Origin of the sequence: Nocardioides sp. LML1-1-1.1 (assembly GCF_040676175.1) — a bacterium.
Lineage (GTDB): Bacteria > Actinomycetota > Actinomycetes > Propionibacteriales > Nocardioidaceae > Nocardioides.
The window spans coordinates 608,679-634,407 of sequence record NZ_JBEGHK010000001.1 but is presented as its reverse complement, the minus strand read 5'-3'; the positions used below and the strand labels follow the sequence as shown (position 1 = coordinate 634,407).

The following is a 25,729-nucleotide window of genomic DNA, read 5'->3' as shown; positions in this document are numbered from 1 at the left end:
TGTGACGTACGTCTATGACGAGGCTCGCTCAGCCCGCGGCGATGCCGTAGAGCCGGTCGCCCGCGTCGCCGAGACCGGGCACGATGTAGCCCTTCTCGTTGAGCTTCTCGTCCTGCGCCGCGGTCACGATGGTGACCGGGATGTCGAGGTCCGCGAGCTCCTTCTCCAGCCGCTCGCAGCCCTCCGGGGCGACCAGCAGGCAGACCGCGGTGATGTGGTCGGCACCGCGGTCGACGAGGAAGCGGATCGCGGCGGCGAGCGTGCCACCGGTGGCGAGCATCGGGTCGAGGACGTAGCACTGGCGCCCGGTCAGGTCCTCGGGCAGCCGCTCGGCGTACGTCACGGCCTCGAGGGTCTCCTCGTTGCGGACCATGCCGAGGAAGCCGACCTCGGCCGTCGGCAGCAGCCGCATCATGCCGTCGAGCATGCCGAGCCCCGCCCGCAGGATCGGTACGACGAGCGGGCGCGGCGTCGCCAGCCGGATGCCGGTCGTCGGCGCCACCGGGGTGACGATCTCGGACGCCTCGACGCGCACGTCGCGGGTCGCCTCGTAGGCCAGCAGGGTGACCAGCTCGTCGGTGAGCGAGCGGAACGTCGGCGAGTCCGTGTCCTGGTCGCGCAGGACGGTCAGCTTGTGGGCGACGAGGGGGTGGTCGACGACGATGGTGCGCATGAGTGCACCTTAGAGCCGTGCGCGCAGAAACGCCCTAGCCCCGCGGGCTTTCCCGTGTCACGCTTGGTGCCATGTCCGCAGCCGACGCCGTCGACTTCGCGCTCGCCGCCTTCCGCGAGGAGGGTGTGTGGCAGCTTGCCGAGCTGACCCCCGACCACGCGACCGACGTCGAGACCCTGGTCGGTGCGCTGCGCCGGTTCCCCGGCGACGGCGGCGCGGTCGGCCTGGTCGCGGTCGAGGAGGACTTCTTCGTGGTGGTCCGGGTGGCCGGCCAGCAAACCCGGGTGATGCTCTCCGACATCACCGCGGCGAGCGAGTGGGAGCTGGCGGCGGAGGTCGTCGAGCACCTGGGCCTGCCCGCCGTGGAGGACGAGGACGATCCCGAGCCCGCCGGCGACCTGGAGCTGCTGAGCGACCTCGGCGTGGACGCGATGTTCCTGGCCGAGGTGCTCGACGACGACGAGCTCTACCCCGACGAGATGCTCTCCGAGATCGCCCGCGGCATGGGCTTCGGCGAGCTCTTCGACGACGTCGTGGGCCTCACCTCCGCGTGAGGTCCGCCTGGGACGAGCCGATGCGGCTCGCGCTGGCGGAGGCGTCCGCGGCGCTCGGGTCCGGTGACGTGCCGATCGGCGCGGTCGTGGTCGACGCGGACGGCACGGTGCTCGGTGCCGGGCACAACGTCCGCGAGCGCGACGGCGACCCGACCGGGCACGCCGAGATGGTCGCCCTGCGCGCCGCCGCTGCCGCCCGGGGCGAGTGGCGGCTGGCCGGGTGCAGCCTGGTGGTGACCCTGGAGCCGTGCACGATGTGCGCCGGCGCGGCCGTGCTGTCGCGGGTGGACCGTGTCGTCTTCGGCGCCTACGACGACAAGGCGGGTGCCGTGGGCTCGCTGTGGGACGTCGTACGGGACCGCCGGCTCAACCACCGTCCCGAGGTCCTCGCCGGTGTCCTCGCGGAGGACTCGGCGGCGTTGCTGGAGTCCTTCTTCGCGACTCACCGGGGGTAGTCCCTGACGAAAAGCACGGTTCTGTGGCCGAAATCAGTGCTTTTCGTCAGGGACTACCGCCGAGGAAGCGATGAGTCCGGGCACGCCGGCAGGTCGGTACGGACATGACGACTCTCGATCTCGGGCCTGCGACGACGACCCTCGCCGAGCTGGTGCGCTCGGTCGACGACGACCAGCTGACGGCGCCGACGCCGTGCGAGGAGTACGCCGTCGGCGACCTGCTCGACCACATCGGCGGCCTCGCCCTCGCGTTCACCGGGGCGGCGCGCCGCCAGCCCGTGCCCGGGTCGGAGAACGGCGGCACCGGCGACGCCTCCCGTCTGGAGCCCGGCTGGCGCGACCGGATCGCCGCCGACCTCGCGGAGCTGGCCGAGGCGTGGCGCGATCCGGCGGCGTACGACGGCATCGCCTCGGCCGGCGGCGTGGAGATGCCGGGAGACATCGCCGCCGCCGTCGCCCTCAACGAGGTGGTCGTGCACGGCTGGGACCTCGCGACGGCGCTCGGCCAGCCCTACGCCCCGGCGGAGCAGGACGTCGCCGCGTGCCTGACGTTCGCCCGACCCTTCTCGACGCCGGAGACGGCCGCCGAGCGGGGCACCGCGTTCGGCCAGGTGCAGCCGGTGCCCGCGGACGCCGACCCGCTCACCGAGCTGCTCGCGTTGCTGGGCCGCCGCGCCTGAGCCCGGTACGACGACCAGGAGGAGCCTCAGCGCAGCGCAGCCGCCTCCGCGGCCAGCGTGCGGACCCGTTCCCAGTCGCCGGCGGCCAGCGCGTCGGCCGGGGTGAGCCAGGAGCCGCCGACGCAGCCGACGTTCGGCAGCGCGAGGTACGACGCCGCCGTCTCCGGCCGGATCCCGCCGGTCGGGCAGAACCGGGCCTGGGGGAGCGGGCCCGCCACGGACGTCAGGTAGGGAGCACCGCCCGCCGCCTCGGCCGGGAAGAACTTCATCTCGGTCAGTCCCGCCTCCAGCACGGCCAGCACCTCCGACACCGTGGACGTGCCGGGCAGGAAGGGCACGCCGGTCGCGCTCATCGCCGCCAGCAGCGACGGCGTCGAGCCGGGTGAGACGAGGAAGCGCGCGCCCGCGGCGACGGCCGCCTCGGCCTGCGCGGGGGTGGTGATCGTGCCGGCGCCGAGCACGATCTCGGGCACCTCCGCCGCGATCAGCCGCAGCGCGTCGAGGGCGACGGGGGTCCGCAGGGTCAGCTCGATGGCGGACAGGCCGCCGTCGACGAGGGCCCGCGCGACGGGCACCGCGGTCGCCAGGTCGTCGACGACGACGACCGGCAGGACCGGGACGAGGTCGAGGACGGACTCAGGAGCGGACAAGGGGCACCTCCGCGGCAGGGGTGAGGACGGGGAAGACGGACGCGCCCTCGTCGGCAGGGCCGACGGTCGCACGGAAGGCGGCGAAGAGCTCGCGGCCGGTGCCGGCCCAGTCGGCGCCGGACGGAGCCGCGCCGGCCGGCGTACGGCCGGACAGGTCGGTGGCGACGGTGAGCGTGCCGGCGTCGGCGTCGAGGGTGATCAGGTCGCCGTCGCGGACCCGGGCGAGCGGCCCGCCCAGCGCGGCCTCGGGCGTCACGTGGATCGCCGCCGGCACCTTGCCGGACGCACCGGACATCCGGCCGTCGGTGACGATCGCGACCCGCTGGCCGCGGTCCTGCAGCACGCCGAGCGCCGGGGTGAGCTTGTGCAGCTCGGGCATCCCGTTGGCGGCGGGCCCCTGGTAGCGGATCACCGCGACCAGGTCGCGCCCGTCGAGCTCGCCGTCGGAGAAGGCCTGCAGGAAGTCGTGCTGGTCGTCGAAGACCAGCGCCGGCGCGGAGATCCGCCGGTGCTCGGGGGCGACGGCCGAGGTCTTGACGACCCCGGTCCCCAGGGCACCCCGCACGACCTTCACCCCACCGTCCGGCGAGAACGGGTCGCTCGCCGGCCGCAGCACGTCGAGGTCCAGCGACTCCGCCGTCCCCGGCCGCCAGGTCAGTGAGCCGTCCACCAGCACCGGCTCCTCGGTGTAGCGGCGCAGCCCGCGCCCGGCGATCGTCTCGACGTCCTCGTGCAGGAGCCCCGCGTCGAGCAGGGTGCGCACCAGGAAGCCGATCCCGCCGGCGGCGTGGAAGTGGTTGACGTCGGCGGCACCGTTGGGATAGATCCGCGCCAGCAGCGGTACGACGGCCGACAGCTCCGCCAGGTCGTCCCAGGTGAGCAGGATGCCAGCCGCGCGCGCGATCGCGACCAGGTGCAACGTGTGGTTGGTCGAGCCGCCGCTGGCGAGCAGGGCCACGCAGGCGTTGAGGACGACGCGCTCGTCGACCATCTCGCCCAGGGCGGGCGCGCCGGAGTGCTGGGCCGTGCGTCGTACGGCCACGGCAGCGGCCTCGCGGGTCAGCGCCTCGCGCAGCGGGGTCCCCGGGTTGACGAAGGAGGAGCCCGGCAGGTGCAGGCCCATCACCTCCATCACCAGCTGGTTGGAGTTGGCGGTGCCGTAGAAGGTGCACGTCCCCCGGGAGTGGTACGACGCGGCCTCGGCCTCCAGCAGCTCCTCCCGTCCGACCTTCCCCTCGGCGAAGAGCTGCCGCACGGCGGCCTTCTCCTTGTTGGGCAGCCCGGAGGCCATCGGCCCGGCGGGCACCCACACGGCGGGCAGGTGGCCGAAGGAGAGGGCGCCGATCAGCAGCCCGGGCACGATCTTGTCGCAGACGCCGAGCAGCAGCGCGCCGTCGAACATGTCGTGGGAGAGCGCGATCGCGGTGGACATGGCGATCACGTCGCGGCTGTAGAGCGAGAGCTGCATGCCGTCGCGGCCCTGGGTGACCCCGTCGCACATGGCGGGCACCGCGCCGGCGACCTGCGCCAGGCCGCCGGCGCGGATCACCGCGTCCTTGAGCACGGGTGGGTAGTCGCCGTAGGGCTGGTGCGCGGAGAGCATGTCGTTGTAGCTGGTGACGATCGCCAGGTTGGGCTTCTGGCCGCGGGCGAGCTCGGACTTCGCGGGCTCGTCGGCGGCGGCGAAGCCGTGCGCGAGGTTGGCGCAGGCGAGCCGGCCGCGGGCCGGGCCGCGGGTGGCGGCGGCGCGCACCCGGTCGAGGTACGCCGCGCGGGTGGGCGCGCTGCGCTCGGTCAGCCGGCGGGTGACGTCGGCGAGGACAGGGTGGGTCATGCCTCCCCCAGCCAGGTGCGGCCCTCGCGCGCCAGCAGTGTCGCCGCGGCGGCGGGTCCGGTGGTGCCCGGGTGGTAGCGCACCGGCTCGACGGCCGAGCGCTGCCACTGCTCGATGACGGGCTCGGTCCACGCCCAGGCGGCCTCCACCTCGTCACGGCGCATGAAGAGGGTCGGGATGCCGCGCATGACGTCGAGCAGCAGCCGCTCGTAGGCGTCCGGGCTGCGCTCGTCGAAGGCGTCGGCGTAGCTGAGGTCGAGCGAGGCCGGGTGCAGCCGGATGCCTCCGGGGCCGGGGTGCTTGGCCGTCACGTGCAGCTGCATGCCCTCGTCGGGCTGCATCCGCACGGTCAACCGGTTGGGCGTGGTGACGCCCTCGCTGTGCGGGAACATCGCGTGCGGCGGCTCCTTGAAGACGACCTCGATCGTCGACTCCTTGCGGGCCAGCCGCTTGCCCGTGCGCAGGTAGAACGGCACGCCCGCCCAGCGCCAGTTCTGCACCTCCGCACGCAGCGCCACGAAGGTCTCGGTGGTGCTGGGGTGCCCGATCTCCTCGCCGTACGTCGTGTACTGGCCGCGCACGGTGTCCCGGTCGACGGCCGCGCCGGTCAGCGGCTTGAGCGCGCGGAGCACCTTGAGCTTCTCGTCGCGGACCGCGTCGTGGGCGTCCCCGCCGACGTACGTCGGGGGCTCCATCGCGACCAGGCAGAGCAGCTGCAGGAGGTGGTTCTGCACCATGTCCCGCATCGCGCCGGCCCGGTCGTAGTAGTCGCCGCGGCCGGCGGCGCCGAGCGTCTCGGAGACGGTGATCTGCACGTGGTCGACCCAGCGGGAGTCCCAGATCGGCTCGAGGAAGATGTTGGCGAAGCGGGTGACGAGGAGGTTCTGCACGCTCTCCTTGCCGAGGTAGTGGTCGATCCGGAAGACCTGACGCTCCTCGAAGACCTGCCCGACGGCATCGTTGACGGCGCGGGAGGAGGCGAGGTCCGCGCCGATCGGCTTCTCCAGCACGACCCGGCTCTCGGCGTCGACGAGACCGAGGTCGTCGAGGCGCTGGCAGATCGGGCCGAACAGGTCGGAGCCGACGGCGAGGTAGAAGATCCGGGTGGGGCCGGTCGAGCCCGTCCCGCTGGTCGAGCTCGTCGAGACCTCCTCCTTGAGCAGGCCGTGCAGGAGGTCCCAGTCCTCCGGGTCGTGGGCGTCGAGGGCGAGGTGGTGCAGACGGTTGATCAACCGGTGCACCGCGCCCGCCTCGAGGTGGTCCTCGGGGACGTGGTCGAAGAGCGCGGTGGTCACCAGGTCGCGGTAGCCGGCGTCGTCCAGGGCGTGCCGGGAGACGCCGATGATCCGGGTGGCGGGGTGCAGCTGGCGCTGGCGCTCGCGCTCGTAGAGGCCGGGCAGCAGCTTGCGGAGCGCGAGGTCGCCGGTGCCACCGAAGACGGTGAAGTCGCAGGCCGGGAGGTCGAGGTCGGGCGAGGAAAGGCTCACCGAGACAACGCTAGTGCCAAAGAGGGCGCGAGAGAAGCGTTACTTAGGTCTTTTTCAGATCAAAGTGGAGATGCTTAGACTCCGCTCATGGAGTCGGCGACCGCGGGAGACCTGCTCGCCCTGCTGCGCAGCGGCCGGGCGTCCACCCGGTCCGAGCTGCGCACCGTCACCGGGCTCTCCCGCACCGCCGTGGTCGCCCGGGTCAACGCGCTCGCCGCCGCCGGCCTGCTCCGGCTCGGCGCCGAGCTCGCCTCCACCGGCGGCCGCCCGCCCGGCAGCCTGGTGCTGAACACCGAGGCCGGGGTGGTGCTCGCCGCCGCGATCGGCCGCTCCCGCTCCCAGGTCGCCGTCTTCGACCTCGGCGGCACCGAGCTGTCGGCCTCCGCGGTCGACCACGAGGTCGGTGCCGGGCCCGACGAGGTGATGCCCGTCGTCGCCGAGCAGCTGCGCGCGCTGCTCGCCCCCGGCCGGCCGCCCGTGCTCGGCACCGCCGTCTCGCTGCCCGGCGTCGTCGACCCCGACCGGGGGGTCAGCGTGGACACGCCGGTGATGGCCGGCTGGGACGGGGTGCCGCTCGCGCCGTACCTCGCGGGGGTGGCGGACGCGCCGCTGTTCCTGGCCAACGACGCCGACATCCTGGCCCGCTCGGAGTACCTCGGCCACGCCACCACCATCCGCGACCTGCTCGTCGTCAAGGCCTCCACCGGCATCGGCCTCGGCGTGCTCGCCGACGGCCGCATCGTCAGCGGCGCGCACGGCGGCGCCGGCGACCTCGGCCACACCAAGGTCCCCGAGGCCGCCGGCCGGCCCTGCCGCTGCGGCGACGTCGGCTGCCTGGAGACCCTCGCCGCCGGCTGGGCCCTCGTCGCCCGGCTGCGCGAGGAGGGCCGCTCCGTCGACCACGTCCGCGACCTCGTCGCCCAGGCCCACCACGGCGACGCCGAGGCCAAGCAGCTGCTGCGCGAGAGCGGGCGCCGGCTCGGCGAGCTGCTCGCCGTCGCCATCAACCTGCTCAACCCGCAGGCCGTGGTGCTCGGCGGCGACATGGCGGGGGCCTACGACGTCTACGCCGCCGGCGTGCGTGAGGCGGTCTACGCCCGGGCCTCCGCGCTGGCGACCCGGGAGCTGCAGTTCCTCCCGTCGACGTACGGCGACCGGGCCGGGCTCGTCGGTTGCGCCGCCCTGGCGCTCGACACGGTCCTCGCTCCGGCAGCGGTCGACGCACTGCTCGCCGCGAAGGAGTAAGTTCCTGCGCATGATCTCGGCATGGGCGGCGGACCTGCGGCTCGACACGAACTGGGTCGACTACGTCGTCATCGGTCTCTACTTCGTGTTCGTGCTCGGCATCGGGGTGATGGCGCGGCGCGCCGTCTCCAACAGCCTCGACTTCTTCCTCTCCGGGCGCTCGCTGCCCGCGTGGGTGACCGGGCTGGCCTTCATCTCGGCCAACCTCGGCGCGGTCGAGATCATCGGGATGAGCGCCAACGGAGCGAAGTACGGCATCCCGACGGTGCACTACTTCTGGATCGGCGCGGTCCCGGCCATGCTCTTCCTGGCCGTGGTGATGATGCCGTTCTACTACGGCTCCAAGGTCCGCTCGGTGCCGGAGTTCATGCTCCGCCGGTTCGGTCCCACGGCCCACCTGGTCAACGCCAGCAGCTTCGCGGTCGCCCAGCTGCTGATCGCGGGCGTCAACCTCTACCTGCTCGCCAAGATCGTCGAGATCATCCTCGGCTGGCAGCTGTGGGTCTCGCTGATCGTGGCCGCGCTGGTCGTGCTCACCTACACCACGCTCGGTGGGCTCTCGGCCGCGATCTACAACGAGGTGCTGCAGTTCTTCGTCATCGTGGCCGCGCTGACGCCGCTGACGATCGTGGGCCTGCACCGGGTCGGCGGCTGGTCCGGCCTCAAGGACCGCATCAGCGCCACCGACGGTGGCGGCGACCAGCTCTCGTCCTGGCCGGGCACGAACCTCACCGAGATCGGCAACCCTGTGCTCTCGGTGCTCGGCCTGGTGCTCGGCCTCGGCTTCGTGCTGTCCTTCGGCTACTGGACGACCAACTTCGTCGAGGTGCAGCGGGCGATGGCCTCGAAGTCGATCAGCGCCGCGCAGCGGGCGCCGATCATCGGTGCCTTCCCGAAGATGTTCATCCCGTTCATCGTCATCCTGCCGGGCATGATCGCGGGCGTCGTGGTGGCGCCGGTCGCGGCGGCGAAGGCCGACCCCGGCAGCGACTTCGACTACAACAACTCGCTGATCTACCTGATCCGCGACCTGCTGCCCAACGGCATGCTCGGGCTCGCGGTCGCCGGCCTGCTCGCCTCGTTCATGGCGGGCATGGCGGCCAACATCTCCGCCTTCAACACGGTCTTCAGCTACGACCTGTGGCAGACCTACGTCAAGAAGGACCGGCCCGACGGCTACTACCTCGCGGTCGGGCGCTGGGCGACGGTCGGGGCGACCGTGGTCGCGGTCGGCACGGCGATCTTCGCCTCGTCGTACTCCAACATCATGGACTACCTGCAGACCCTGTTCGGCTTCTTCAACGCCCCGCTCTTCGCGACCTTCATCCTCGGCATGTTCTGGAAGCGGATGACGCCCACGGCGGGCTGGACCGGCCTGGTCTCCGGCACGCTCGCGGCGATCGTGGTGGCGGTGCTCGGCACCGACGTGCTCGGCCCGCTCTCGCTCGGCGTCCTCGACCTCAAGGGCCAGGGCGCGAGCTTCGTGGCCGCCGGCGCGGCCTTCGTCGTCGACATCGCGGTGAGCGTCGCGGTCACCCTGGTGACCCGGCCCAAGCCCGAGGCCGAGCTGCGCGGGCTGGTCTACAGCCTCACGCCCAAGCAGGACTTCCACGACGACACCGAGGGCGAGCCGGCCTGGTACCAGCGGCCCAGCGTCCTCGCCGGCATCGGGCTGGTCCTCGTGATCGTCCTCAACATCATCTTCTGGTGAGGTGACCGACATGGCAGAGCAGAAGCACACCGCGGGCGCGTTCGACGTCCGGACCTTCATCGCCGCGCTGATCGGCCTGTTCGGGGTGATCCTCGTGCTGGCCGGGCTGTTCGGGCCGGACCGGACGGCCGACAGCGTGACCGACGGCTCGGCCGTCAACCTGTGGGTGGGTGTCGGGCTCCTGCTCGTCGCGGGTCTCCTGCAGGGCTGGGCGATGCTGCGGCCGACGGTCGTCGACGAGCCGCCGGCATCCGCGCAGGGCTCCGGCTCCGAACCCGGGGTGTGAGACCGGCCGACCGACTGCGCGCGAGCCTCCTGCACGCGAGCGCCCGCTTCACCGTCCGCTACGGCGCCGAGCTGCGCTTCGCGGGGCGCGGACTCCCGCGCCCACGCAGGGTCCGCGTCGGCACCCGCCACGGCATGGTCACCGCCTGGGAGTACGACGCCCCGGGCGCGGGACCCGGCGAGGGGCCGGCGTACGTCCACTTCCACGGCGGCGCCTGGCTGATGCGCCACCCCGGCATGGACGACTGGTGGTGCCGCTACGTCGCCGCCGCGGCCAGCGTGCGGGTCCTCAACGTCGACTTCCTCGCCGGGCCGTACGTCGCCTACCCGGTCGCGCAGCACCAGTGCCACGACGTCGCCGCCGCCGTGGCGGGCACGGCACCGGTCGCGGTCGGCGGCTTCTCCAGCGGCGGTGGGCTCGCCGCGTCGGTGTGCCTGCAGGCGCGCGACGCCGGCTCGTTCGTGCCGCGGCTGCAGGTGCTGGGCGTGCCCGCGCTCGACGTCGCGAGCGAGGTGCCGCGTGGGGCCGGGACGATCTCGCCGTCGTTGCGCGACCTGGTGCGGCGGGTCTACTTCCCGGACCCCGCGACTCGCACGGAGCCGGCCGCCTCACCGCTGCTGGCCCCCGACCTGCGCGGCCTGCCCCGGGCGCTGGTGATGACGGGGGAGCACGACACCCTGCGCCCCGACGGCGACCGGTACGCCGAGCGGCTGCGCGCCGCCGGGGTGGAGGTCTGGCACGACGTGACGCCGGGCGTGGACCACTACTTCCTCACCGAGGACCCGGTGCGGGCCCGGGCGACCATGGGTCGCGTGGCGCGCGAGATCGCGGCCGCGCTGGCCTGACCCGGCTCAGCGGGCGGGCGCTCGGCGTACGCCGGCGGCCCAGAGCGCGAGGTCGCGCACCAGGAGGGTGAGCTCACGGGCGATCATGCGGGCACCTCCTCGCTCTCGGTCAGGTCCGCCTCGGTCAGCAGGCGCGACCTGACCAGGAAGCGCACGCCGTGCGGTGCCTCCAGCGAGAAGCCCGCGCCGCGGCCTTGGACGACGTCGATGGTCAGGTGCGTGTGCGACCAGTACTCGTGCTGCGCCTTGGACATCCACACCGGGACGGCGCGGTCCAGGCCGATGTCCAGGTCGTCCAGGTGCACGTCGGCGTCGCCGAGCAGGAAGTCGCCGTCCGGGTAGCACATCGGCGCGGACCCGTCGCAGCAGCCGCCGGACTGGTGGAACATCACCGGGCCGTGGGCCTCGGTGAGGGTGCGCAGCAGCTCGGCTGCCGCGGGGGTGACGTCGACCCTGCTGGCCACGCGGTCCTCCTGGTGGTCGGTGCTGCCTCGATGCCCGCCGCCGGGGACCTCATACGGTCCCCGGCGGCGGGAGCCGGGTCGGCTCAGAAGAAGCCCAGGGCGTCGGGGCTGTAGGACACGAGCAGGTTCTTCGTCTGCTGGTAGTGGTCCAGCATCATCTTGTGGTTCTCGCGGCCGATGCCCGACTGCTTGTAGCCGCCGAAGGCCGCGTGCGCCGGGTAGGCGTGGTAGTTGTTCGTCCACACCCGGCCGGCCTGGATCTCCTTGCCGGCACGGAAGGCCTGGGAGCCGTCGCGCGACCACACGCCGGCGCCGAGGCCGTAGAGCGTGTCGTTGGCGATCTTCAGGGCGTCGGCCTCGTCGTCGAAGCCGGTCAGCGAGACGACGGGGCCGAAGATCTCCTCCTGGAAGATCCGCATCGAGTTGTCGCCCTCGAAGACGGTGGGCTGGACGTAGTAGCCCTCGGCGAGGTCGCCGTCGAGCACGCTGCGCTCGCCGCCGGTGAGGATCTTGGCGCCCTCCTCCTTGCCGATCTCGATGTAGGACAGGATCTTCTCGAGCTGGTCGTTCGAGGCCTGCGCCCCGATCATCGTGGTGTCGTCGAGCGGGTTGCCCTGCTTGATCGCCTCCACCCGCTTGACGGCGTCGTGCACGAAGTCGGAGTAGATGCTGCGCTGGACCAGGGCCCGCGAGGGGCAGGTGCAGACCTCGCCCTGGTTGAGGGCGAACATCGCGAAGCCCTCCAGCGCCTTGTCGTAGAACGCGTCGCGCTCGGCGGCCACCGAGTCGAAGAAGATGTTCGGGCTCTTGCCGCCGAGCTCCAGGGTCACCGGGATGATGTTCTGGCTGGCGTACTGCATGATCAGCCGGCCCGTCGTGGTCTCGCCGGTGAAGGCGACCTTCGCGACCCGCGGGCTCGACGCCAGCGGCTTGCCGGCCTCGACGCCGAAGCCGTTGACCACGTTGAGCACGCCGGCCGGCAGCAGGTCGCCGACCAGCTCGACCAGCTTGAGGATCGACCACGGCGTCTGCTCCGCCGGCTTCAGCACGACGGCGTTGCCCGCCGCGAGCGCCGGGGCGAGCTTCCACACCGCCATCAGGATCGGGAAGTTCCACGGGATGATCTGGCCGACGACGCCGAGCGGCTCGTGGAAGTGGTAGGCGATCGTGTTCTCGTCGATCTCGCCGATGGACCCCTCCTGGGCCCGCAGCGCGCCGGCGAAGTAGCGGAAGTGGTCGATCGCGAGCGGGATGTCGGCGGCCAGGGTCTCGCGGACCGGCTTGCCGTTCTCCCAGGTCTCGGCGACCGCGATCTCGGTCAGGTGCGCCTCCATCACGTCGGCGATCTTGAGCAGGATGTTGGACCGCTCGGTCGTGGAGGTGCGGCCCCAGGCCGGGGCGGCGGCGTGCGCGGCGTCGAGCGCGGCCTCGACGTCCTCCGCGGTGCCGCGGGCGATCTCGGTGAAGGCCTTGCCGTTGACGGGCGAGATGTTCTCGAACCAGCCGCCCTTCACGGGATCGACCCACTGGCCGCCGATGTAGTGGCCGTAGCGGCTCGCGACGGAGACGAGCGAGTCGGGCTGTCCGGGTGCTGCGTAGACGGTCATGGGTGCTCCAGGTGTCGGTCGGGCCGCCGGGTCTGTGACGGCGATCACGACGCTAGGAGCCGCGACGTTGCGGCCTCGTTGCGAGCTCCCCGCTGGTCGAGGTGCGAGCGCAGCGAGACTCGAGGCCTAGGCCAATTCCCTGTCCAGACGAGCGATCTGGCCCTCGACGAGCGCACGCATCGGGGCACCGGCCGGCACCGCGGCGCGCTGGGCCACCCACATGTCGTAGTCGTCGCGACCCCATCCCGAGCGGGTCCACGCCGACATCAGCTCGGGCGCGCCGGAGCGGAGCAGCGCCTGGCGCAGCGAGGCGGCCAGCCCCTCCCGGAGGCGTACGACGCCCGGCGCGCTCGAGCGCGGGAGCACCGGTCCGCCGTACCCCTTCATGGCGGCGCGGAGGTCGCCGGCGGCGAGCTGGGCCTCGACGGCGAGCCAGTCGCCGGCGATCGGGGCGGTGAGCCGGTAGGGGCGTGAGGCCAGCAGCTCCTCGCCCAGCAGCCCGCGCAGCCGGTTGAGCTCGGCGCGCAGCGTGGACGTGCCGCCGTCCTCCTCGTAGAGCAGCACGGCCAGCTCGTCGCCGGTGAGGCCGGCGGGGGAGGAGGCCAGCAGGGCGACGATCTCGCTGTGGCGGCGGGAGAGCCGCAGCCGGTTGAGACGGCCGCGGCCGTCGTCGATCGTCAGCAGGGCCTCGTTGTGGCCGAGCAGCTCCAGCAGCAGGCGCAGCCCGCTGGGCCGCTCGTGCACCGGCGGGGGCAGGTGGCGGGCCAGCTCGGCCTCCGCCAGGCGGGCGGCGGCGCGGACCATCGCCATCGTCTGCGGTACGACGAGCTGGTCGCCGCCGGTCACGTCGAGCACGCCGAGGAGCTGGCTGGTGCCCGGGTCGTGGATCGGCGTCGCGGCGCAGCTCCACGTGCGCACGGACTCGCGGAAGTGCTCTTCGCGGGTGATGAAGGCGTCCCTGCCGGTGGCGAGGGCGAGCCCCGGCGCGTTGGTGCCGGCCAGCCGCTCGTCCCAGTTGCTGCCCTCCACGAAGCCGATCCGCTCGGCGTGGCGGAGCCGGTCCGTCGTACCGGACACCCACAGCAGGGTGCCCTCCGCGTCCGCCAGCGCCATCACCGCGCCGCAGTCGCGGACCTCGCGGCCGAGCACGTCGTCGAGCAGCGGCAGCACCCGCGCGAGCGGGTGGGCCTCGCGGTGGCCGTGCAGCGCCGAGAGGTCCACCGTCAGCGGGGCCGAGCCCTGCTCGACCTCGACGCCGGCCGCGGCCGAGCGCTCCCAGGACGCGGCGACCTCCGCCCGCATCCGCTGCGGCGCGGGCTCCTGCGTCATGAGTCCAGTAGACATCGTCGTCCCCCGTGTGACCAGCGTCTCTCGTCGTCCCGACGATGCCCACGGAAGGTTGCAACGAGGTTGCATCCGAAGAATTTCGCGGCTCGACGTATCAGGCGGGGTGCCTCGCCGCTCCGACCGGGGAAGGTCCCATCCCCCGAAGGAGACAGCAATGCCCAGCATCCCCAAGCCCCGCCTCTCGCCCGTCGCGCTCGCCCTCGTGGTGGTCGCCCTGCTGTTCGGCTCGACCGGCGGCGCCGTCGCCGGTGCGCTGATCACCGGCAAGCAGATCAAGAACGAGTCCGTCACCGGTGCCGACATCAGGAACGGCACGCTCGGCAGCGTCGACATCCAGAACAACGGCCTGCTCGGTGCCGACGTCCGCGACGGCTCGCTCACCCACCTCGACATCGCCGACGAGCCCGTCGCGTGGGGAGCAGCGACCAAGGTGCAGACCGACAACTTCACCACCACCACCTGGACGCCGGTGGTGTCGAAGGCGCTCGCCACCGGCCGCGCCGGCTACCTCACCATCACCGGCACGCTGTACGCCGAGGACGACTTCAGCCTCGCCGGCACCGGCCGTCTCGCCTACGGCCTGCGCATCGACGGCAAGGTCGTCGACGCCCGGAAGCTCCTGAGCTTCGCCGACCCGGGTGCGGGCGACAACGGCGCGGCCACGATCGTCGTACCGGTCGCGGCGGGTGGGCACACCGTCCAGCTCGTCGCCAAGGAGCAGGGCTCCGGCACCTTCCTGTACGGCGGCGAGGTGAGCGCGGTGTACACGCCGACCGGCAGCTCCAGCGGGCTCGCCCTGGTCGCCGGCCGCACCGCGCACCCGCGCACGGCCAACCGCTGACGGGCTGTCGCGGGTAAAGATTCTCGCAATCACCCGCAGGCGGCAACGCTGCGTGTCAGCGTCGGGAGCACTCCACATCGCTCGTGTGGAGTGCTCCCAACTCCCTCTCCCGAGGAGATCCGTCATGCCCAGTTCCGAGCGCGGCCGCTTCGGCCGCATCTCCCCCATCGCCCTCGCCATCTTGGTGGCCGCCCTGCTGCTGGGCTCGACCGGCGGTGCCGTCGCCGGTGCGCTGATCACCGGCAAGCAGATCAAGAACGAGACCGTCACCGGTGCCGACATCAAGAACGGCTCGCTCGGCTCGGTCGACATCAAGAACAACGGCCTGCTCGGCGCCGACGTCCTCAACGGCTCCCTCACCGGCGCGGACGTCGCCAACGGCTCGCTGACCAACGTCGACATCGCCGACGAGGCCTCCGTCTGGGGCGCGATGAACAAGGACCAGACCGACAACTTCGTCGCCGGCGACTGGACGCCGGTGGTCTCCAGGTCGCTCACCACGCCCGCCAACGGCTTCCTCGCCGTCACCGGGACGCTGTACGCCGAGGACGACTTCGACCTCGGCGGCCAGGGCCAGCTCAACTACAACCTGCGCATCGACGGCAAGGTCCTCGACTCCCGCCGCACCCTGGCCTACTACGACATCGGTGCCGGCGCGACCGGCTCGATCACCCTCGTCGTACCGGTCGCCAAGGGGGCGCACACCGTCCAGGTCGTCGTCAGCGAGGCCGGCAGCGGCTCCTACCTCTACGGCGGCGAGGTCTCCGCGGTCTTCTCCACGACCGGCAGCACCACCGGCCTCGCCCAGGTCCCCGGCCGCCCGGTCGTCGGCCGCGCCAACCGCTGAGTCGGTGACGGGCGGCCGGATTTCGGCCGTCCGTCACCCTCCGGTAATCTCTCCGGCGGTGGCGTGTCCGAGCGGCCTAAGGAGAACGCCTCGAAAGCGTTTGTGGGCGCAAGTCCACCGAGGGTTCAAATCCCTCCGCCACCGCCAGCAGAAGCCCCCGTCGAGCTCGTCCCGGCGGGGGCTTCTCGGTGTCCGGCACCCGGCGTGCCAACCGATCGGGGGCCTTCCGCGTCGTTGCCTTCGTGACCTCCGCCCTCACCCGCCGCCGGCTCCTCCTCGGCGGCTCCGTCGCCGCCGTCGCCGGAGGTGCCGCGCTGGCCGGCGTCGAGCTCGAGGTGCTGCCCGGCAAGGCCTCGCTCTACCACCACCTCGGCGCCGACGGACCCGACGGCGTCGTACCGGACGTCGAGCCGGCGCGGGTGCGCTACGGCGCCTTCCGCTCCGCCGCCCGCGGCAAGCGGGTCGGGTGGGCGCTGGCCGCGCCGGCGGGTGCGACCGCCGGGCTGCCCGTGCTGCTCGCGCTGCACGGCCGGCGGCAGGACCACACGGCGGCGTTCCGGCGGAGCCGCCTGGCGCTCGACCGCTTCCTCGCCGACGCCGTACGACGGGGCGTGCCGCCGTTCGCGGTCGCCAGCGTCGACGGTGGCGAGACCTACTGGCACGACCGCGCGAGCGGGGACCGCGCCGAGACGATGGTGGTCGAGGAGCTCCTGCCGCGGCTGGACCGGCAGGGGCTCGACACGACCCGGCTGGCGCTCACCGGCTGGTCGATGGGCGGCTTCGGGGCGCTGCACCTCGCCGGCGTGCTCGGCGGGAGCAGGGTGCGGGCGGTGGCCGCGATGTCACCCGCCCTGTGGCACACCTACGACGACACCGCCCCCGGCGCGTACGACGACGCCGCCGACTTCCGCCGCACCACCGTGCTGGGCCGGCAGGACGACCTGGCGGGGATCGCCGTCCGGGTCGACTGCGGCAAGGGCGACCCGTTCTACGCGACCACCCGGGACTACGTCGAGGAGTTCCGGGACGCGCCGAGCGGCGGGTTCGAGCGAGGTGACCACGACAGCGGCTACTGGCGGCGGATCGCGCCGCGGGTGCTGCGCTTCGCGGGCGAGGCGCTGGGCCGCTGAGCCGTCAGGCCCGCTTCGGGCCGAGGCAGACGGCGACCAGCTCACCGGCGACCTCGCCGCTGAACACCGCCCAGCCACGGTCGAAGGAGACCAGCTCGGTCTCGCCCTCGGGGGTGCGCACGATGGCTTGGCTCGGCACGACGGTGCGGTCGAAGCCGGTCACCGAGCAGCGGTTGTGCTGCATGAGGTCCTCGAGCGGGCCGGCGGACAGGCCGACGCTCTCCGAGGGCGCGGTGGGGGTGGGCTCCGTGGCGGCGCCGAGCGCGCCGAAGCCGAGGAGCAGGGTGAGCCCGGCGACCGTGGTGGCGGTGCGGAACGAGTGCACCGCGACCCGGACCCACGCGGCGGGAGCAGCGGTGACCGACATCGTGCGTCCCCCCTGTTGATCGTGTCCCGGATGGTGCGTGTCCCTGCCGAACTCAACGAAGCGGCCGGGTCCGGGTCACGACCCATTGATGTGATCTAGGACAGGCCCGTCACCGCGGCGGCCCGCGGGCGGGCAGGATGGGTCCATGACCTGGTTCGACTCACCGACCGACACCGCCCAGCGGCTGGGCGCGGCGGGCTACCTCGCCGACGCGGCGACGGCCACCACGACGTACCTCGCGGGAGCGCTGGAGAAGCCGCTCCTGCTGGAGGGCCCGGCGGGCGTCGGCAAGACCGAGCTGGCCAAGGCCGTGTCGCGGGCGACGGGCGCCGAGCTGGTGCGCCTGCAGTGCTACGAGGGCCTCGACGAGGCCCGGGCGCTCTACGAGTGGAACTACAAGAAGCAGCTGCTGCGCATCCAGGCCGCCAACGCCGCGGGAGGCGGACAGGACTGGAACGCCACGCACGACGACATCTTCACCGAGGAGTTCCTGCTCACCCGGCCGCTGCTGACGGCGATCCGCCGCGAGCAGCCGACGGTGCTGCTGATCGACGAGGTCGACAAGACCGACATCGAGGTGGAGGGCCTGCTGCTGGAGGTGCTCAGCGACTTCCAGGTCACCATCCCCGAGCTCGGCACGGTGGCCGCCACCCGGCGCCCGTACGTCGTGCTGACCTCCAACGCGAGCCGCGAGCTCTCGGAGGCGGTCAAGCGGCGCTGCCTCTACCTGCACATCGACTACCCGGACGCCGCCCGCGAGCGGCAGATCCTGCAGCAGCAGGTGCCCGGCCTCGACGACCGGATCGCCGGCCAGCTCGTGGACACCGTGGCCCGGATGCGCGAGCTGGACCTGAAGAAGGCGCCGTCGATCGCGGAGTCGGTCGACTGGGCCCGCACCCTGATCGCGCTGGAGATCCGCGACCTCGACGACCAGGCCGTCGTCCGCACCCTGGGCGCGGTCCTCAAGCACCAGTCCGACCACGAGCGTGCGATCAAGGAGCTCAAGCTCCACCGGACGCGATGAGATGAACGCCGACCGCTCCGGCCTCCTGGACCGCCACCTCGCGTTCGTCGAGGCGCTGCGGGGAGCCGGGCTGTCCGTCTCCCTCGCCGAGGACCTGGACGCGGTGGCCGCGCTGTCCGCGCTGCACTGGACCGACCGCGCCACCGTGCGCGACGCGTTCGCCGCGACGATGGTCAAGAAGCAGTCGCAGCGCACGACCTTCGACGCGCTCTTCGACGTCTACTTCCCCGCGATGGTGGGCGAGGGCGCGGCGGGCGAGGGCGACGGCGAGGAGCAACCGGCGCAGGTCCGCGACAACGCCACGGCGCTGGCCGACTTCCGCGACCGGCTGGCCGAGCAGCTGGAGGCCGGCGAGATCGACGAGGCCGAGCTGCGCCGGATGGCGGCGGAGATGGTCGGCACGTTCGGCGCGATGCCCGGCCGCGGTCCGGGGCTGTCGTCCTGGTCGGCGTACACGGCGTTGCAGCGGGTCGCGCCGCAGGAGCTGGTGGACCGCCTGGTCGCCGGGCTGATGAGCGAGAGCGTCGGCGAGGAGGAGGCCACCCGCCGGGCCAACCGCCGGATCGGCTCGTTCACCCAAATGGTCGAGGACGACGCCCGGCGGCGGATCGCGGAGGAGAAGGGGCCCGACCACGTCGCGGAGGTCGCGATCCGGCCCAGCATCGACAAGCTCGCCTTCATGGCCGCGCGGCGCACCGACCTCGACGAGATGCGCAAGGAGATCTTCCCGCTGGCGCGGCGGCTCGCGACCCGGCTGGCGAAGGAGCAGCACTCGCGGCACGCGCGGACGGCGCCGCTGGACTTCCGTCGTACGGTGCGGGCCTCGATCGCCACCGGCGGCGTGCCGATCACCACCCACCACCGGCCCAAGCGGCCGCACCGCTCGGACCTCGTGGTGCTGTGCGACGTCAGCGGCTCGGTCGCCAACTTCGCCTCCTTCACCCTGCTCTTCGTCTTCGCGCTGCGCGAGGTCTTCCAGTCCATGCGGGCCTTCACCTTCATCGACCACGTGCACGAGGTGACCCCGCACTTCCGGCCCGGTGCCGACCCGGTGGACGTGCTGGCCGACCTGTCGGCGAGCGCCAGCCATGCCGCGCTGTGGGGTCGCACCAACTACGGCCGGGCGTTCACCAAGTTCGACGAGCTGCACGCCGACGCGCTCACCCCCAAGACCACGCTGCTGATCCTCGGCGACGCCCGCTCCAACTACAGCGACCTGCACGAGGAGACGCTGCGTCGCCTCGCGGGCTCGGTACGACGCTCCTTCTGGCTCAACCCCGAGCACACCCGCAACTGGGGGACCGGTGACTCCGCGGCCCCGACGTACGCTGACATCGTGCCGATGATCGAGTGCCGCAACCTCGCCCAGCTCAGCGAGTTCGTCCACGACCTGGCCTGGTGAGACCGTGCGGATCGGCGAGGCGGCCCGGGTCAGCGGCGTCAGCGTGCGCTCGCTGCGGCACTACGAGGACGAGGGCCTGATCGTCCCGGGCCGCTGCGGCAACGGGTTCCGCGACTACTGCCCCTCGACGGTCGACCGGGTGCTGGCGATCCGCTCGCTGCTGGAGTCGGGCCTGCCGGTGCGGCTGATCCGCGAGGTGCTTGCCGAGGACGGTCCGGACCCCGCCTTCCTGGAGGAGGTACGACGCTTCCGCGACCGCCTGGACGCCCGGATCACCACGCTGAGCGACCAGCGCGAGGCACTCGACGCCTACCTGCGCGACGCCGGCGCTTGACCCTGCCGCAAGTGGCAGGCTCCTAGCGTCCCTCGCATGAGCATGCGCGCCCTCGTCCAGCACTCCTACGACGGCCCCGGCGACCTCGCCCTCACCGACCACCCGCGCCCGGTCGCCGGACCGGGCGAGTACCTGGTCCGGGTCGGCGCCGCCGGGGTGAACTTCGCCGACGTCCTCCAGTCCCGCGGCCGGTACGGCGGCGGGCCGGTCCCGCCCTACGTGGCGGGCTTCGAGGCGGCCGGCGAGGTCGTCGCGGTGGGCCCCGACGTCGTGGACCAGCTCCCGGTCGGGACGCACGTGATCGGGACCGGCCCGGGTGCCTTCGCCGAGCACCTGGTGATGCCGGCGGCCACAGTGCTGCCGGTGCCGGCCGGGTGGAGCGACGCCGAGGCGCTCGGTCTCGTGCTCAACACCGCCACCGCGCTGGCCGCGCTGCGCACGCTCGGGCGGGTGCGGGCCGGCGAGACCGTGCTCGTGCACGCTGCGGCGGGCGGGGTCGGGCAGGCGGCGGTCCGGCTCGCGCGGCACCTCGGCGCCCGGGTGGTCGCGACCGCGTCACCCGCCAAGCACGACGCCGTCGCGGCGCTCGGTGCCGAGGTGGTGCTCGACGGCAGGCGCCCCGACCTCGCCGAGGAGGTGCGCTGTCGTACGGGTGGGGTGGACGTGGTGCTGGAGTCCGTCGGCCGCACCACCTTCGCGGCCAGCCTGGCGCTGGCCCGGCCCTTCACCGGCCGGGTGGTCGTCTACGGCGCCGCCTCGGGCGACGCCACCGTCAGCACGCACGACCTCGTGCACACCCACCCCGTGCAGGTGATCGGCCTGCACGTGGGCGCGCTGGCCGGCGTACCGGAGCTGTGGCAGCCCCTGCTGGCCGAGCTGCGGCAGCTCGTCGCCGACGGGGTGGTCCCGCCGGGCACGCCCGAGGTGCACCCGCTGGCGGACGGGCCGCGGGTGCTGGCGCGGCTCGCCGCGGGGGAGACCCGCGGCAAGCACGCGCTCGACCCGTGGGCCTAGCGGCTGTACTCCAGCGCCGGGTCGTCGACCGGCTTGCCGAACACCTTCAGGTCCTTGAAGTAGTTCATCTTCAGCCGCCACGGCTCGACGTCGCCCTGCTTGGGGAACTGGTTGATCGAGCGCATGACGTAGCCCGCCTCGAAGTCGAGGAAGGGCTCCTCGGCGACCGCCGGGTCCCGCTTGGGCACGACGGTCCGGGCGCCGCTCTTCGCCATGTGCTCCATGACCCGGACGATGTAGCCGCAGACCAGGTCCGCCTTGAGCGTCCAGGAGGCGTTGGTGTAGCCGACGATGAACGCGAAGTTCGGGATGCCGCTGAGCATCATGCCCTTGTAGGCCATGGTGTCGGGCAGCTTGACCTCGGCGCCGTCGACGGCGAGCTGGGCGCCGCCGAAGACCTGGAGGTTGAGGCCGGTGGCGGTGATGACGATGTCCGCCTCCAGCTCGCGGCCGGACTTCAGCAGGATGCCCTTCTCGGTGAACCGGTCGATGTGGTCGGTGACCATGTCGACGGTGTGCTTGCGCAGCGCCTTGAAGAGGTCGCCGCGGGGCACGACGCACAGCCGCTGGTCCCAGGGGTCGTACGGCGGGGTGAAGTGCTCGTCGTACGAGACGTCCTTGGGCAGGCGCCGCTCGGACATCGCCCGGATCAGCTTGCGGGCCTCCTTGGGGCGGGCGCGGCAGAACTCGTAGAAGCCGATGGTGAGCGCGAGGTAGCGGCCACGGACCAGCTTGCTGGCGAGCTTGTCGGGCAGCGTCTGCAGCATCCGGTAGGAGATCGGGTCGGTCAGCGGCTGCGGGACGATGAACGTCGGCGTGCGCTGCAGCATCGTGACGTGACCGGCGCCGGAGTCGGCGAGCGAGGGGATCAGCGTCACGGCGGTGGCGCCGGAGCCGATGACCACGATCCGCTTGCCCTGGTAGTCGAGGTCCTCGGGCCAGTGCTGCGGGTGGACCAGCTGGCCCTTGAAGTCGTCGAGGCCCGCGAAGTCGGGGGTGAAGCCCTCGTCGTAGCGGTAGTAGCCCGAGGTGGACCACAGGAAGTCGGCCGTCAGCTCGGTGGTCTCACCGGTGTCGGTGCGCTCGACGCTCACCCGCCAGCGGGCGTCCTCGGTGGAGAAGTCCGCCTTGACCACCTTGTGGAGGTAGCGGATGTTCTCGTCGATGCCGTTCTCGCGCGCCGCCTCCTGCAGGTAGGCGCGGATGTCGGCGCCGTCGGCGATGGCCTTCTTGCCCTTCCACGGCTTCCACCCGAAGCCGAGGGTGTACATGTCGGAGTCCGAGCGGATGCCGGGGTAGCGGAACAGGTCCCAGGTGCCACCGAGGGCGTCGCGCATCTCCAGGATCGCGTAGGAGCGGTCCGGGAAGGTCTTGCCGACGTGGTAGGCCGCGTCGATGCCCGAGAGGCCGGCACCGACGATGAGGACGTCGAGGTGCTCGGGGGTGGTGTCGCTCATGGTGCTTCCTTCATGGTGAGGAGCTGCTCGACGGGGATGTCGGGCACCTCGATGTTGCGGGTCCCTGCCAGGGCCTCGATCTGGAGCCAGGTCACCTCGGCCAGCAGGTCGGTGAAGACGGGGGCGGACGGGCGCAGCGCGTCGCGCGACATCCAGCTGCGCACGCCGGCGGTCACGCCGCCGACCAGCAGGAAGACCCACGGGGTCAGCGAGTCGCGGTCGTCCTCGGTGATCTCGATGTCGAGGACGGCGATGAAGCCACCGATGACGAGCTCGATCTGCTCGGCGATCTGCGAGATGGCCTCGTCGAGCGGCTTCGCGGTGGCGCCGGGGACGTCGCGCTCGGCGTACCTCATCAGGCTGGTGTTCTCGACCACCCAGCCGACGTACGACGCCACGATGCGCTGCACGATCTCGCGCGGCGTGCCCTCCAGGGTCACCGAGGACAGCAGCACCTCGCCGGCCCGCAGGCAGATCTCGCGCTGGATGGCGAGGTCGAGGTCGGTGCGGTCGTCGAAGTAGCGGTAGAGCACGGTGCGGTGTACCGATGCCTCGTCGGCGATCTGCTGGACCGCGAGCTCCTCGCCGGGCTCGATGTCGCGGGTGAGCACGACGATCGCGGCATCGATGATCGCCTGACGGCGCGCGGCGTTGTGCTCCTGCCACCGCCGCTTGCGGCCGTCGGTGGTGTCCCGCTTCGGCGAGCTCACGGCGACACCTCCTCGGGTGGTCACGACGTGAGCGACACGGTACGCCGAAGCAGGCCGCGACGGCGCGTGACGGGCGGTGCGGCGAGCGAGCGCTGGAGGGCCGGGTCGGTGACCTTGGCCCGCGGACGGCTGACGGCGGCGCCCTGCTCGCGCTCGGCGGCGTCGAGACGCTGCCAGCCGCCGAGGTCGGTGGCGTCGGGGCAGCGCTCGCGCACCAGCGTCGCGGCGGAGGCCAGCGTGCCGGTGGGCTCGGGCAGCCCGGCGTCGAGGTCGTCGAGGATCGTCTCGACGGTCTCCTGCGCGTCGGTCTTGTTGGTGCCGATGAACCCGACCGGCCCGCGCTTGATCCAGCCCACGACGTAGACGCCCGGCTCGACGCGGCCCTGGTGGTTCGGGACGGTCGCGCTGCGCTCGTCGAAGGGCAGGTCCGCCACGGGCAGGCCGCGGTGGCCGACCGAGCGCACGACCAGCCCGGCGTCGAGGACGGAGGTCTCGTCGGTGGCGACCGCGCGGACCGTGCCGTCGGCGTCGGTGACGAGCTCGTTGCGGGCGACGCGGACACCGCTGACCCGGCCGTCAGTGCCGAGCACCTCGACGGGGGAGACCGCGAAGGAGAGCACGATCCGGCGCCGCTGCGGGTCACCGGAGGGCGTGCGCGCGGCGAGGTCGCGCAGCAGCTGGCTGCGCTGGTCCTCGCCGGTCAGCAGCGCCGGGTCGCAGTCGACGAGCACGTCGACGTCGTCGAGCGCGGCCAGGCCGATCAGCTCGGGCACCGTGAACGCCGCCTGGGCCGGACCGCGCCGGCCGAGCACCACGACCTCGCGCAGGCTGCTGGCGCGCAGCTGGTCCAGCGGGCCGGGCGCCAGGTCGGTGCGCTCGAGGACCGCGAGGTCGCGGGTGAGGATCCGGGCCACGTCGAGGGCGACGTTGCCGTTGCCGACGACCACGGCCCGCTCGTGGGCGAGCGGGACGTCGAGGTCCTGCTGCTCGGGGTGGCCGTTGTACCAGCCGACCAGCGCCGTCGCCGGCACCGAGCCGGCCAGGTCCTCGCCGGGGATGCCGAGCGCGCGGTCGGCGGAGGCGCCGACGGCGTAGACGACGGCGTGGTAGCGCTCACGCAGGTCGGCCAGGGTCAGCTGGTCACCGATCGTGGCGCCGAGGAAGTAGCGGAACCGCGGCTGCCGCTCGATCGCCTCGAACAGCCGGGTGACCAGCTTGGTGGAGGCGTGGTCCGGTGCGACGCCGTGCCGCACCAGCCCGTACGGCGTGCGCAGCCGGTCGTAGACGTCGACCCCCTCGACCTCGGGGTGCTTCAGCAGCTCGTCGGCCGTGTAGAGCCCGGCCGGCCCCGCGCCGATCACCGCGACCCGGAACGGGCCGGTGCGGGTGAGCCGGCGCTGCTGCGGCACCAGCGCGAGCGGCGTGCGGTCGGTGTGCGGGAACGCGTCGTAGTAGGCCGCGTTGAGCTCGAGGAAGGGCAGCTGCTTGGTCGTCAGCGCCGCGTCCGGGACCAGCGCACCCACCGGGCAGGCGGTGGCGCAGGCGCCGCAGCCGACGCAGCTGTCGGCGTCGACGTACACCATCTCGGTGCTGCCGAATCCGGGCTCACCGGGAGCCGGGTGGATGCAGTTGACCGGGCAGGCGACGACGCACGAGGCGTCGGCACAGCAGGACTGCGTGACGACGTAGGCCATGTGGTGTCCGGGTCAGACCGCGGCGGACTTGGGCTCGCTGCGGAAGCGCGACGAGGTGCCCTTGATGCCCAGCGCGCTCCAGATCCGGCGCGAGACGACGTTCATCAGGCCGAGCTCGTCGGCGAGCATGCGCACGTCGCCGAAGGTGTCGCGCAGCAGCTTCTCCGACTGCGGGCTGCGCCAGTAGACCTCGCGCATGACCGAGCGCGGGATGCCGAGCTCCTTCTGCATCTGGCGGCTCGGCTTCATGATCACGTCGCACAGCACCCGCATGATGACCGGGTAGGCCAGCGACAGGCCGAAGCGCTGGGCGCGGCCGTAGTCCTTCGAGCGCTCCACCAGGTAGGAGTGGGCGAAGCTGATGTGGCGGGCCTCCTCGGCGACGTGGATCTGCATCACGCGCTCGACGATCGGGTGCAGCTCGTGACCCGAGCGGAGCAGCATCTTCTGCAGGTAGTCGATCGGCTCCTCACCGGCGAGGATGCCGATGAAGAACACGTTGGTGAGCGGGCCGCCGGCCAGGCACAGGAAGGGCGCGACCTTGACGAACCACTTCGGGCCGCCGTGGACGTCGACGCCGATCCGGTTGACGGCCTCCTGGAACATCTGGGTGTGGTGACACTCCTCGGTCACCTCGTGCGTGGAGTAGCGGAACTCCGCGCGGTTGTTGCCCATCCCGATGAGGTGGCTCATCACGCCGCCGATGAGGACCTGCTCGAACTGCAGGCCGACCTTCATGATGTTGGCATAGCGGTAGCGGCCGATCTCGAGCTGACGCTCCAGCGGGAGCGACTGGTACCACTCGGTCGCGCCGAGCGGGTCGAGCTTCGGCAGCACCCAGCGCGGGTCGTCCGGGTCGACGGCGAACTCGGGGGAGTCCCACGCGATGTCGAGGAAGGCGTCGAAGTGCTGGTGCACGGAGGCCTCGGACAGGACGTTGAGCGTGTCCTGGAAGCTCAGGCCCTCGGTGTCCGGGAGGGTCTCGGCGGCGCGGTCAGCGGTGGCGGTCATGTTTCTTCCTCGATCCGTTTCATCATCGAAAGCGGGAGCGTGCGCCGTGTTAGCGCAACA

The 25,729-nt window shown here is 72.4% G+C and carries 26 protein-coding genes and 1 tRNA gene; 15 read left to right on the top strand and 12 right to left on the bottom strand.

All coding sequences use genetic code 11. The features are described 5' to 3' along the window. Positions 1 to 28: 28 nt before the first annotated feature. A complete protein-coding gene (gene upp / locus MRBLML1_RS03115) occupies positions 29 to 673 on the bottom strand; it encodes a uracil phosphoribosyltransferase (RefSeq protein WP_364511230.1) in 645 nt (214 codons plus the stop codon). Positions 674 to 744: 71 nt separating this feature from the next. On the opposite strand from upp, the gene MRBLML1_RS03110 reads away from it, so the two are divergent. The 3 genes from MRBLML1_RS03110 to MRBLML1_RS03100 all read left to right on the top strand — a co-directional run bounded on the left by MRBLML1_RS03110 (position 745) and on the right by MRBLML1_RS03100 (position 2,362). Then, positions 745 to 1,227, top strand: a complete 483-nt coding sequence (locus tag MRBLML1_RS03110) for a tRNA adenosine deaminase-associated protein (protein WP_364511227.1) — start codon at positions 745 to 747, stop codon at positions 1,225 to 1,227. Between the two features lie 20 nt (positions 1,228 to 1,247). Continuing rightward, a complete protein-coding gene (locus tag MRBLML1_RS03105) occupies positions 1,248 to 1,682 on the top strand; it encodes a nucleoside deaminase (protein WP_364513105.1) in 435 nt (144 codons plus the stop codon). Positions 1,683 to 1,786: 104 nt separating this feature from the next. Continuing rightward, positions 1,787 to 2,362 carry a TIGR03086 family metal-binding protein gene (locus MRBLML1_RS03100; RefSeq protein WP_364511224.1) on the top strand — a complete coding sequence of 192 codons (576 nt, stop codon included), beginning with the start codon at positions 1,787 to 1,789 and terminating at the stop codon, positions 2,360 to 2,362. A gap of 26 nt (positions 2,363 to 2,388) precedes the next feature. On the opposite strand, the gene eda is transcribed toward MRBLML1_RS03100, so the two are convergent. The 3 genes from eda to zwf are packed head-to-tail and all read right to left on the bottom strand — an operon-like array spanning position 2,389 to position 6,333. Then, positions 2,389 to 3,012 carry a bifunctional 4-hydroxy-2-oxoglutarate aldolase/2-dehydro-3-deoxy-phosphogluconate aldolase gene (gene eda, locus MRBLML1_RS03095; protein WP_364511221.1) on the bottom strand — a complete coding sequence of 208 codons (624 nt, stop codon included), beginning with the start codon at positions 3,010 to 3,012 and terminating at the stop codon, positions 2,389 to 2,391. Then, complete coding sequence (edd, locus tag MRBLML1_RS03090) at positions 2,999 to 4,846, bottom strand: phosphogluconate dehydratase (RefSeq protein WP_364511217.1); 1,848 nt, start codon at positions 4,844 to 4,846, stop codon at positions 2,999 to 3,001. The genes eda and edd overlap by 14 nt, the downstream gene beginning before the upstream one ends. Next, positions 4,843 to 6,333 carry a glucose-6-phosphate dehydrogenase gene (gene zwf, locus MRBLML1_RS03085; RefSeq protein ID WP_364511214.1) on the bottom strand — a complete coding sequence of 497 codons (1,491 nt, stop codon included), beginning with the start codon at positions 6,331 to 6,333 and terminating at the stop codon, positions 4,843 to 4,845. The genes edd and zwf overlap by 4 nt, the downstream gene beginning before the upstream one ends. Before the next feature lie 87 nt (positions 6,334 to 6,420). On the opposite strand from zwf, the gene MRBLML1_RS03080 reads away from it, so the two are divergent. Genes MRBLML1_RS03080 through MRBLML1_RS03065 form a run of 4 tightly spaced genes read left to right on the top strand, consistent with a single transcriptional unit; the run spans position 6,421 to position 10,420 of the window. Further along, the gene (locus MRBLML1_RS03080; protein ID WP_364511211.1) at positions 6,421 to 7,578 is read left to right on the top strand and encodes an ROK family protein; all 1,158 of its coding nucleotides are present in this window, start codon (positions 6,421 to 6,423) and stop codon (positions 7,576 to 7,578) included. A 10-nt stretch (positions 7,579 to 7,588) separates the two neighbouring features. Beyond that, on the top strand, positions 7,589 to 9,289 hold the full coding sequence (locus MRBLML1_RS03075; RefSeq protein WP_364511208.1) for a sodium:solute symporter family protein: 1,701 nt from the start codon (positions 7,589 to 7,591) through the stop codon (positions 9,287 to 9,289). A 10-nt stretch (positions 9,290 to 9,299) separates the two neighbouring features. Beyond that, positions 9,300 to 9,575, top strand: coding sequence for a hypothetical protein (locus MRBLML1_RS03070; RefSeq protein ID WP_364511205.1), 276 nt, complete (start codon positions 9,300 to 9,302; stop codon positions 9,573 to 9,575). After that, the gene (locus MRBLML1_RS03065) at positions 9,572 to 10,420 is read left to right on the top strand and encodes an alpha/beta hydrolase (protein WP_364511202.1); all 849 of its coding nucleotides are present in this window, start codon (positions 9,572 to 9,574) and stop codon (positions 10,418 to 10,420) included. Before MRBLML1_RS03070 ends, MRBLML1_RS03065 begins: the two co-directional genes overlap by 4 nt. Before the next feature lie 83 nt (positions 10,421 to 10,503). Here the strand turns inward: MRBLML1_RS03065 and MRBLML1_RS03060 are convergent, their stop codons facing one another. The 3 genes from MRBLML1_RS03060 to MRBLML1_RS03050 all read right to left on the bottom strand — a co-directional run bounded on the left by MRBLML1_RS03060 (position 10,504) and on the right by MRBLML1_RS03050 (position 13,820). Beyond that, on the bottom strand, positions 10,504 to 10,884 hold the full coding sequence (locus tag MRBLML1_RS03060; protein ID WP_364511199.1) for a DUF779 domain-containing protein: 381 nt from the start codon (positions 10,882 to 10,884) through the stop codon (positions 10,504 to 10,506). An 83-nt stretch (positions 10,885 to 10,967) separates the two neighbouring features. Further along, positions 10,968 to 12,491, bottom strand: a complete 1,524-nt coding sequence (locus MRBLML1_RS03055; protein WP_364511196.1) for an aldehyde dehydrogenase family protein — start codon at positions 12,489 to 12,491, stop codon at positions 10,968 to 10,970. A 126-nt stretch (positions 12,492 to 12,617) separates the two neighbouring features. Beyond that, the gene (locus MRBLML1_RS03050; RefSeq protein WP_364511194.1) at positions 12,618 to 13,820 is read right to left on the bottom strand and encodes a GAF domain-containing protein; all 1,203 of its coding nucleotides are present in this window, start codon (positions 13,818 to 13,820) and stop codon (positions 12,618 to 12,620) included. A 172-nt stretch (positions 13,821 to 13,992) separates the two neighbouring features. Here MRBLML1_RS03050 and MRBLML1_RS03045 point away from each other — a divergent pair, with 172 nt between their 5' ends. From MRBLML1_RS03045 to MRBLML1_RS03030, 4 genes are all read left to right on the top strand, one after another. Then, positions 13,993 to 14,679 (top strand): hypothetical protein, encoded by a 687-nt coding sequence (locus MRBLML1_RS03045; RefSeq protein WP_364511191.1) that lies wholly within the window; start codon positions 13,993 to 13,995, stop codon positions 14,677 to 14,679. A gap of 124 nt (positions 14,680 to 14,803) precedes the next feature. Continuing rightward, positions 14,804 to 15,526: a hypothetical protein gene (locus tag MRBLML1_RS03040; protein ID WP_364511188.1), complete on the top strand. Its 723-nt coding sequence runs from the start codon at positions 14,804 to 14,806 to the stop codon at positions 15,524 to 15,526. A 57-nt stretch (positions 15,527 to 15,583) separates the two neighbouring features. Beyond that, positions 15,584 to 15,673, top strand: a tRNA-Ser gene (locus tag MRBLML1_RS03035). A 95-nt stretch (positions 15,674 to 15,768) separates the two neighbouring features. Beyond that, positions 15,769 to 16,656 carry an alpha/beta hydrolase gene (locus tag MRBLML1_RS03030; RefSeq protein ID WP_364511185.1) on the top strand — a complete coding sequence of 296 codons (888 nt, stop codon included), beginning with the start codon at positions 15,769 to 15,771 and terminating at the stop codon, positions 16,654 to 16,656. 4 nt (positions 16,657 to 16,660) lie between these two features. Here MRBLML1_RS03030 and MRBLML1_RS03025 read toward each other — a convergent pair whose 3' ends face one another. Beyond that, the gene (locus MRBLML1_RS03025) at positions 16,661 to 17,023 is read right to left on the bottom strand and encodes a hypothetical protein (protein ID WP_364511182.1); all 363 of its coding nucleotides are present in this window, start codon (positions 17,021 to 17,023) and stop codon (positions 16,661 to 16,663) included. Between the two features lie 145 nt (positions 17,024 to 17,168). Here MRBLML1_RS03025 and MRBLML1_RS03020 point away from each other — a divergent pair, with 145 nt between their 5' ends. The 4 genes from MRBLML1_RS03020 to MRBLML1_RS03005 are packed head-to-tail and all read left to right on the top strand — an operon-like array spanning position 17,169 to position 20,797. After that, entirely contained in the window at positions 17,169 to 18,047 is an 879-nt protein-coding gene (locus MRBLML1_RS03020; RefSeq protein WP_364511180.1) for an AAA family ATPase, read from the top strand. A gap of 1 nt (position 18,048) precedes the next feature. After that, the gene (locus MRBLML1_RS03015) at positions 18,049 to 19,449 is read left to right on the top strand and encodes a vWA domain-containing protein (RefSeq protein WP_364511177.1); all 1,401 of its coding nucleotides are present in this window, start codon (positions 18,049 to 18,051) and stop codon (positions 19,447 to 19,449) included. 4 nt (positions 19,450 to 19,453) lie between these two features. After that, positions 19,454 to 19,783, top strand: a complete 330-nt coding sequence (locus tag MRBLML1_RS03010; protein ID WP_364511174.1) for a MerR family transcriptional regulator — start codon at positions 19,454 to 19,456, stop codon at positions 19,781 to 19,783. A gap of 36 nt (positions 19,784 to 19,819) precedes the next feature. Then, positions 19,820 to 20,797 carry a zinc-binding dehydrogenase gene (locus MRBLML1_RS03005; protein WP_364511172.1) on the top strand — a complete coding sequence of 326 codons (978 nt, stop codon included), beginning with the start codon at positions 19,820 to 19,822 and terminating at the stop codon, positions 20,795 to 20,797. On the opposite strand, the gene MRBLML1_RS03000 is transcribed toward MRBLML1_RS03005, so the two are convergent. The 4 genes from MRBLML1_RS03000 to MRBLML1_RS02985 are packed head-to-tail and all read right to left on the bottom strand — an operon-like array spanning position 20,794 to position 25,669. Next, the gene (locus MRBLML1_RS03000; protein ID WP_364511169.1) at positions 20,794 to 22,254 is read right to left on the bottom strand and encodes a flavin-containing monooxygenase; all 1,461 of its coding nucleotides are present in this window, start codon (positions 22,252 to 22,254) and stop codon (positions 20,794 to 20,796) included. The two genes, MRBLML1_RS03005 and MRBLML1_RS03000, sit on opposite strands and share 4 nt — an antisense overlap. After that, on the bottom strand, positions 22,251 to 22,964 hold the full coding sequence (locus tag MRBLML1_RS02995; RefSeq protein WP_364511166.1) for a TetR/AcrR family transcriptional regulator: 714 nt from the start codon (positions 22,962 to 22,964) through the stop codon (positions 22,251 to 22,253). The genes MRBLML1_RS03000 and MRBLML1_RS02995 overlap by 4 nt, the downstream gene beginning before the upstream one ends. Positions 22,965 to 22,984: 20 nt before the next feature. Then, positions 22,985 to 24,658, bottom strand: a complete 1,674-nt coding sequence (locus MRBLML1_RS02990; protein WP_364511163.1) for an FAD-dependent oxidoreductase — start codon at positions 24,656 to 24,658, stop codon at positions 22,985 to 22,987. A gap of 12 nt (positions 24,659 to 24,670) precedes the next feature. Continuing rightward, a complete protein-coding gene (locus tag MRBLML1_RS02985; protein WP_364511160.1) occupies positions 24,671 to 25,669 on the bottom strand; it encodes an AurF N-oxygenase family protein in 999 nt (332 codons plus the stop codon). Between the last annotated feature and the right edge of the window lie 60 nt (positions 25,670 to 25,729).

Excerpts from the sequence above, each read along its gene's own strand:
- edd (WP_364511217.1), bottom strand. The coding sequence starts at position 4,846 with ATGACCCACCCTGTCCTCGCCGACGTCACCCGCCGGCTGACCGAGCGC.
- MRBLML1_RS03080 (WP_364511211.1), top strand. The coding sequence starts at position 6,421 with ATGGAGTCGGCGACCGCGGGAGACCTGCTCGCCCTGCTGCGCAGCGGC.
- MRBLML1_RS03100 (WP_364511224.1), top strand. The coding sequence starts at position 1,787 with ATGACGACTCTCGATCTCGGGCCTGCGACGACGACCCTCGCCGAGCTG.
- MRBLML1_RS03050 (WP_364511194.1), bottom strand. The coding sequence starts at position 13,820 with ATGACGCAGGAGCCCGCGCCGCAGCGGATGCGGGCGGAGGTCGCCGCG.
- MRBLML1_RS03015 (WP_364511177.1), top strand. The coding sequence starts at position 18,049 with ATGAACGCCGACCGCTCCGGCCTCCTGGACCGCCACCTCGCGTTCGTC.
- MRBLML1_RS03025 (WP_364511182.1), bottom strand. The coding sequence starts at position 17,023 with ATGTCGGTCACCGCTGCTCCCGCCGCGTGGGTCCGGGTCGCGGTGCAC.
- upp (WP_364511230.1), bottom strand. The coding sequence starts at position 673 with ATGCGCACCATCGTCGTCGACCACCCCCTCGTCGCCCACAAGCTGACC.
- MRBLML1_RS03045 (WP_364511191.1), top strand. The coding sequence starts at position 13,993 with ATGCCCAGCATCCCCAAGCCCCGCCTCTCGCCCGTCGCGCTCGCCCTC.
- MRBLML1_RS02990 (WP_364511163.1), bottom strand. The coding sequence starts at position 24,658 with ATGGCCTACGTCGTCACGCAGTCCTGCTGTGCCGACGCCTCGTGCGTC.
- MRBLML1_RS03000 (WP_364511169.1), bottom strand. The coding sequence starts at position 22,254 with ATGAGCGACACCACCCCCGAGCACCTCGACGTCCTCATCGTCGGTGCC.
- MRBLML1_RS03020 (WP_364511180.1), top strand. The coding sequence starts at position 17,169 with ATGACCTGGTTCGACTCACCGACCGACACCGCCCAGCGGCTGGGCGCG.
- MRBLML1_RS03110 (WP_364511227.1), top strand. The coding sequence starts at position 745 with ATGTCCGCAGCCGACGCCGTCGACTTCGCGCTCGCCGCCTTCCGCGAG.
- MRBLML1_RS03105 (WP_364513105.1), top strand. The coding sequence starts at position 1,248 with ATGCGGCTCGCGCTGGCGGAGGCGTCCGCGGCGCTCGGGTCCGGTGAC.
- MRBLML1_RS02985 (WP_364511160.1), bottom strand. The coding sequence starts at position 25,669 with ATGACCGCCACCGCTGACCGCGCCGCCGAGACCCTCCCGGACACCGAG.
- MRBLML1_RS03075 (WP_364511208.1), top strand. The coding sequence starts at position 7,589 with ATGATCTCGGCATGGGCGGCGGACCTGCGGCTCGACACGAACTGGGTC.
- MRBLML1_RS03040 (WP_364511188.1), top strand. The coding sequence starts at position 14,804 with ATGCCCAGTTCCGAGCGCGGCCGCTTCGGCCGCATCTCCCCCATCGCC.
- MRBLML1_RS03055 (WP_364511196.1), bottom strand. The coding sequence starts at position 12,491 with ATGACCGTCTACGCAGCACCCGGACAGCCCGACTCGCTCGTCTCCGTC.
- MRBLML1_RS03070 (WP_364511205.1), top strand. The coding sequence starts at position 9,300 with ATGGCAGAGCAGAAGCACACCGCGGGCGCGTTCGACGTCCGGACCTTC.
- MRBLML1_RS03005 (WP_364511172.1), top strand. The coding sequence starts at position 19,820 with ATGAGCATGCGCGCCCTCGTCCAGCACTCCTACGACGGCCCCGGCGAC.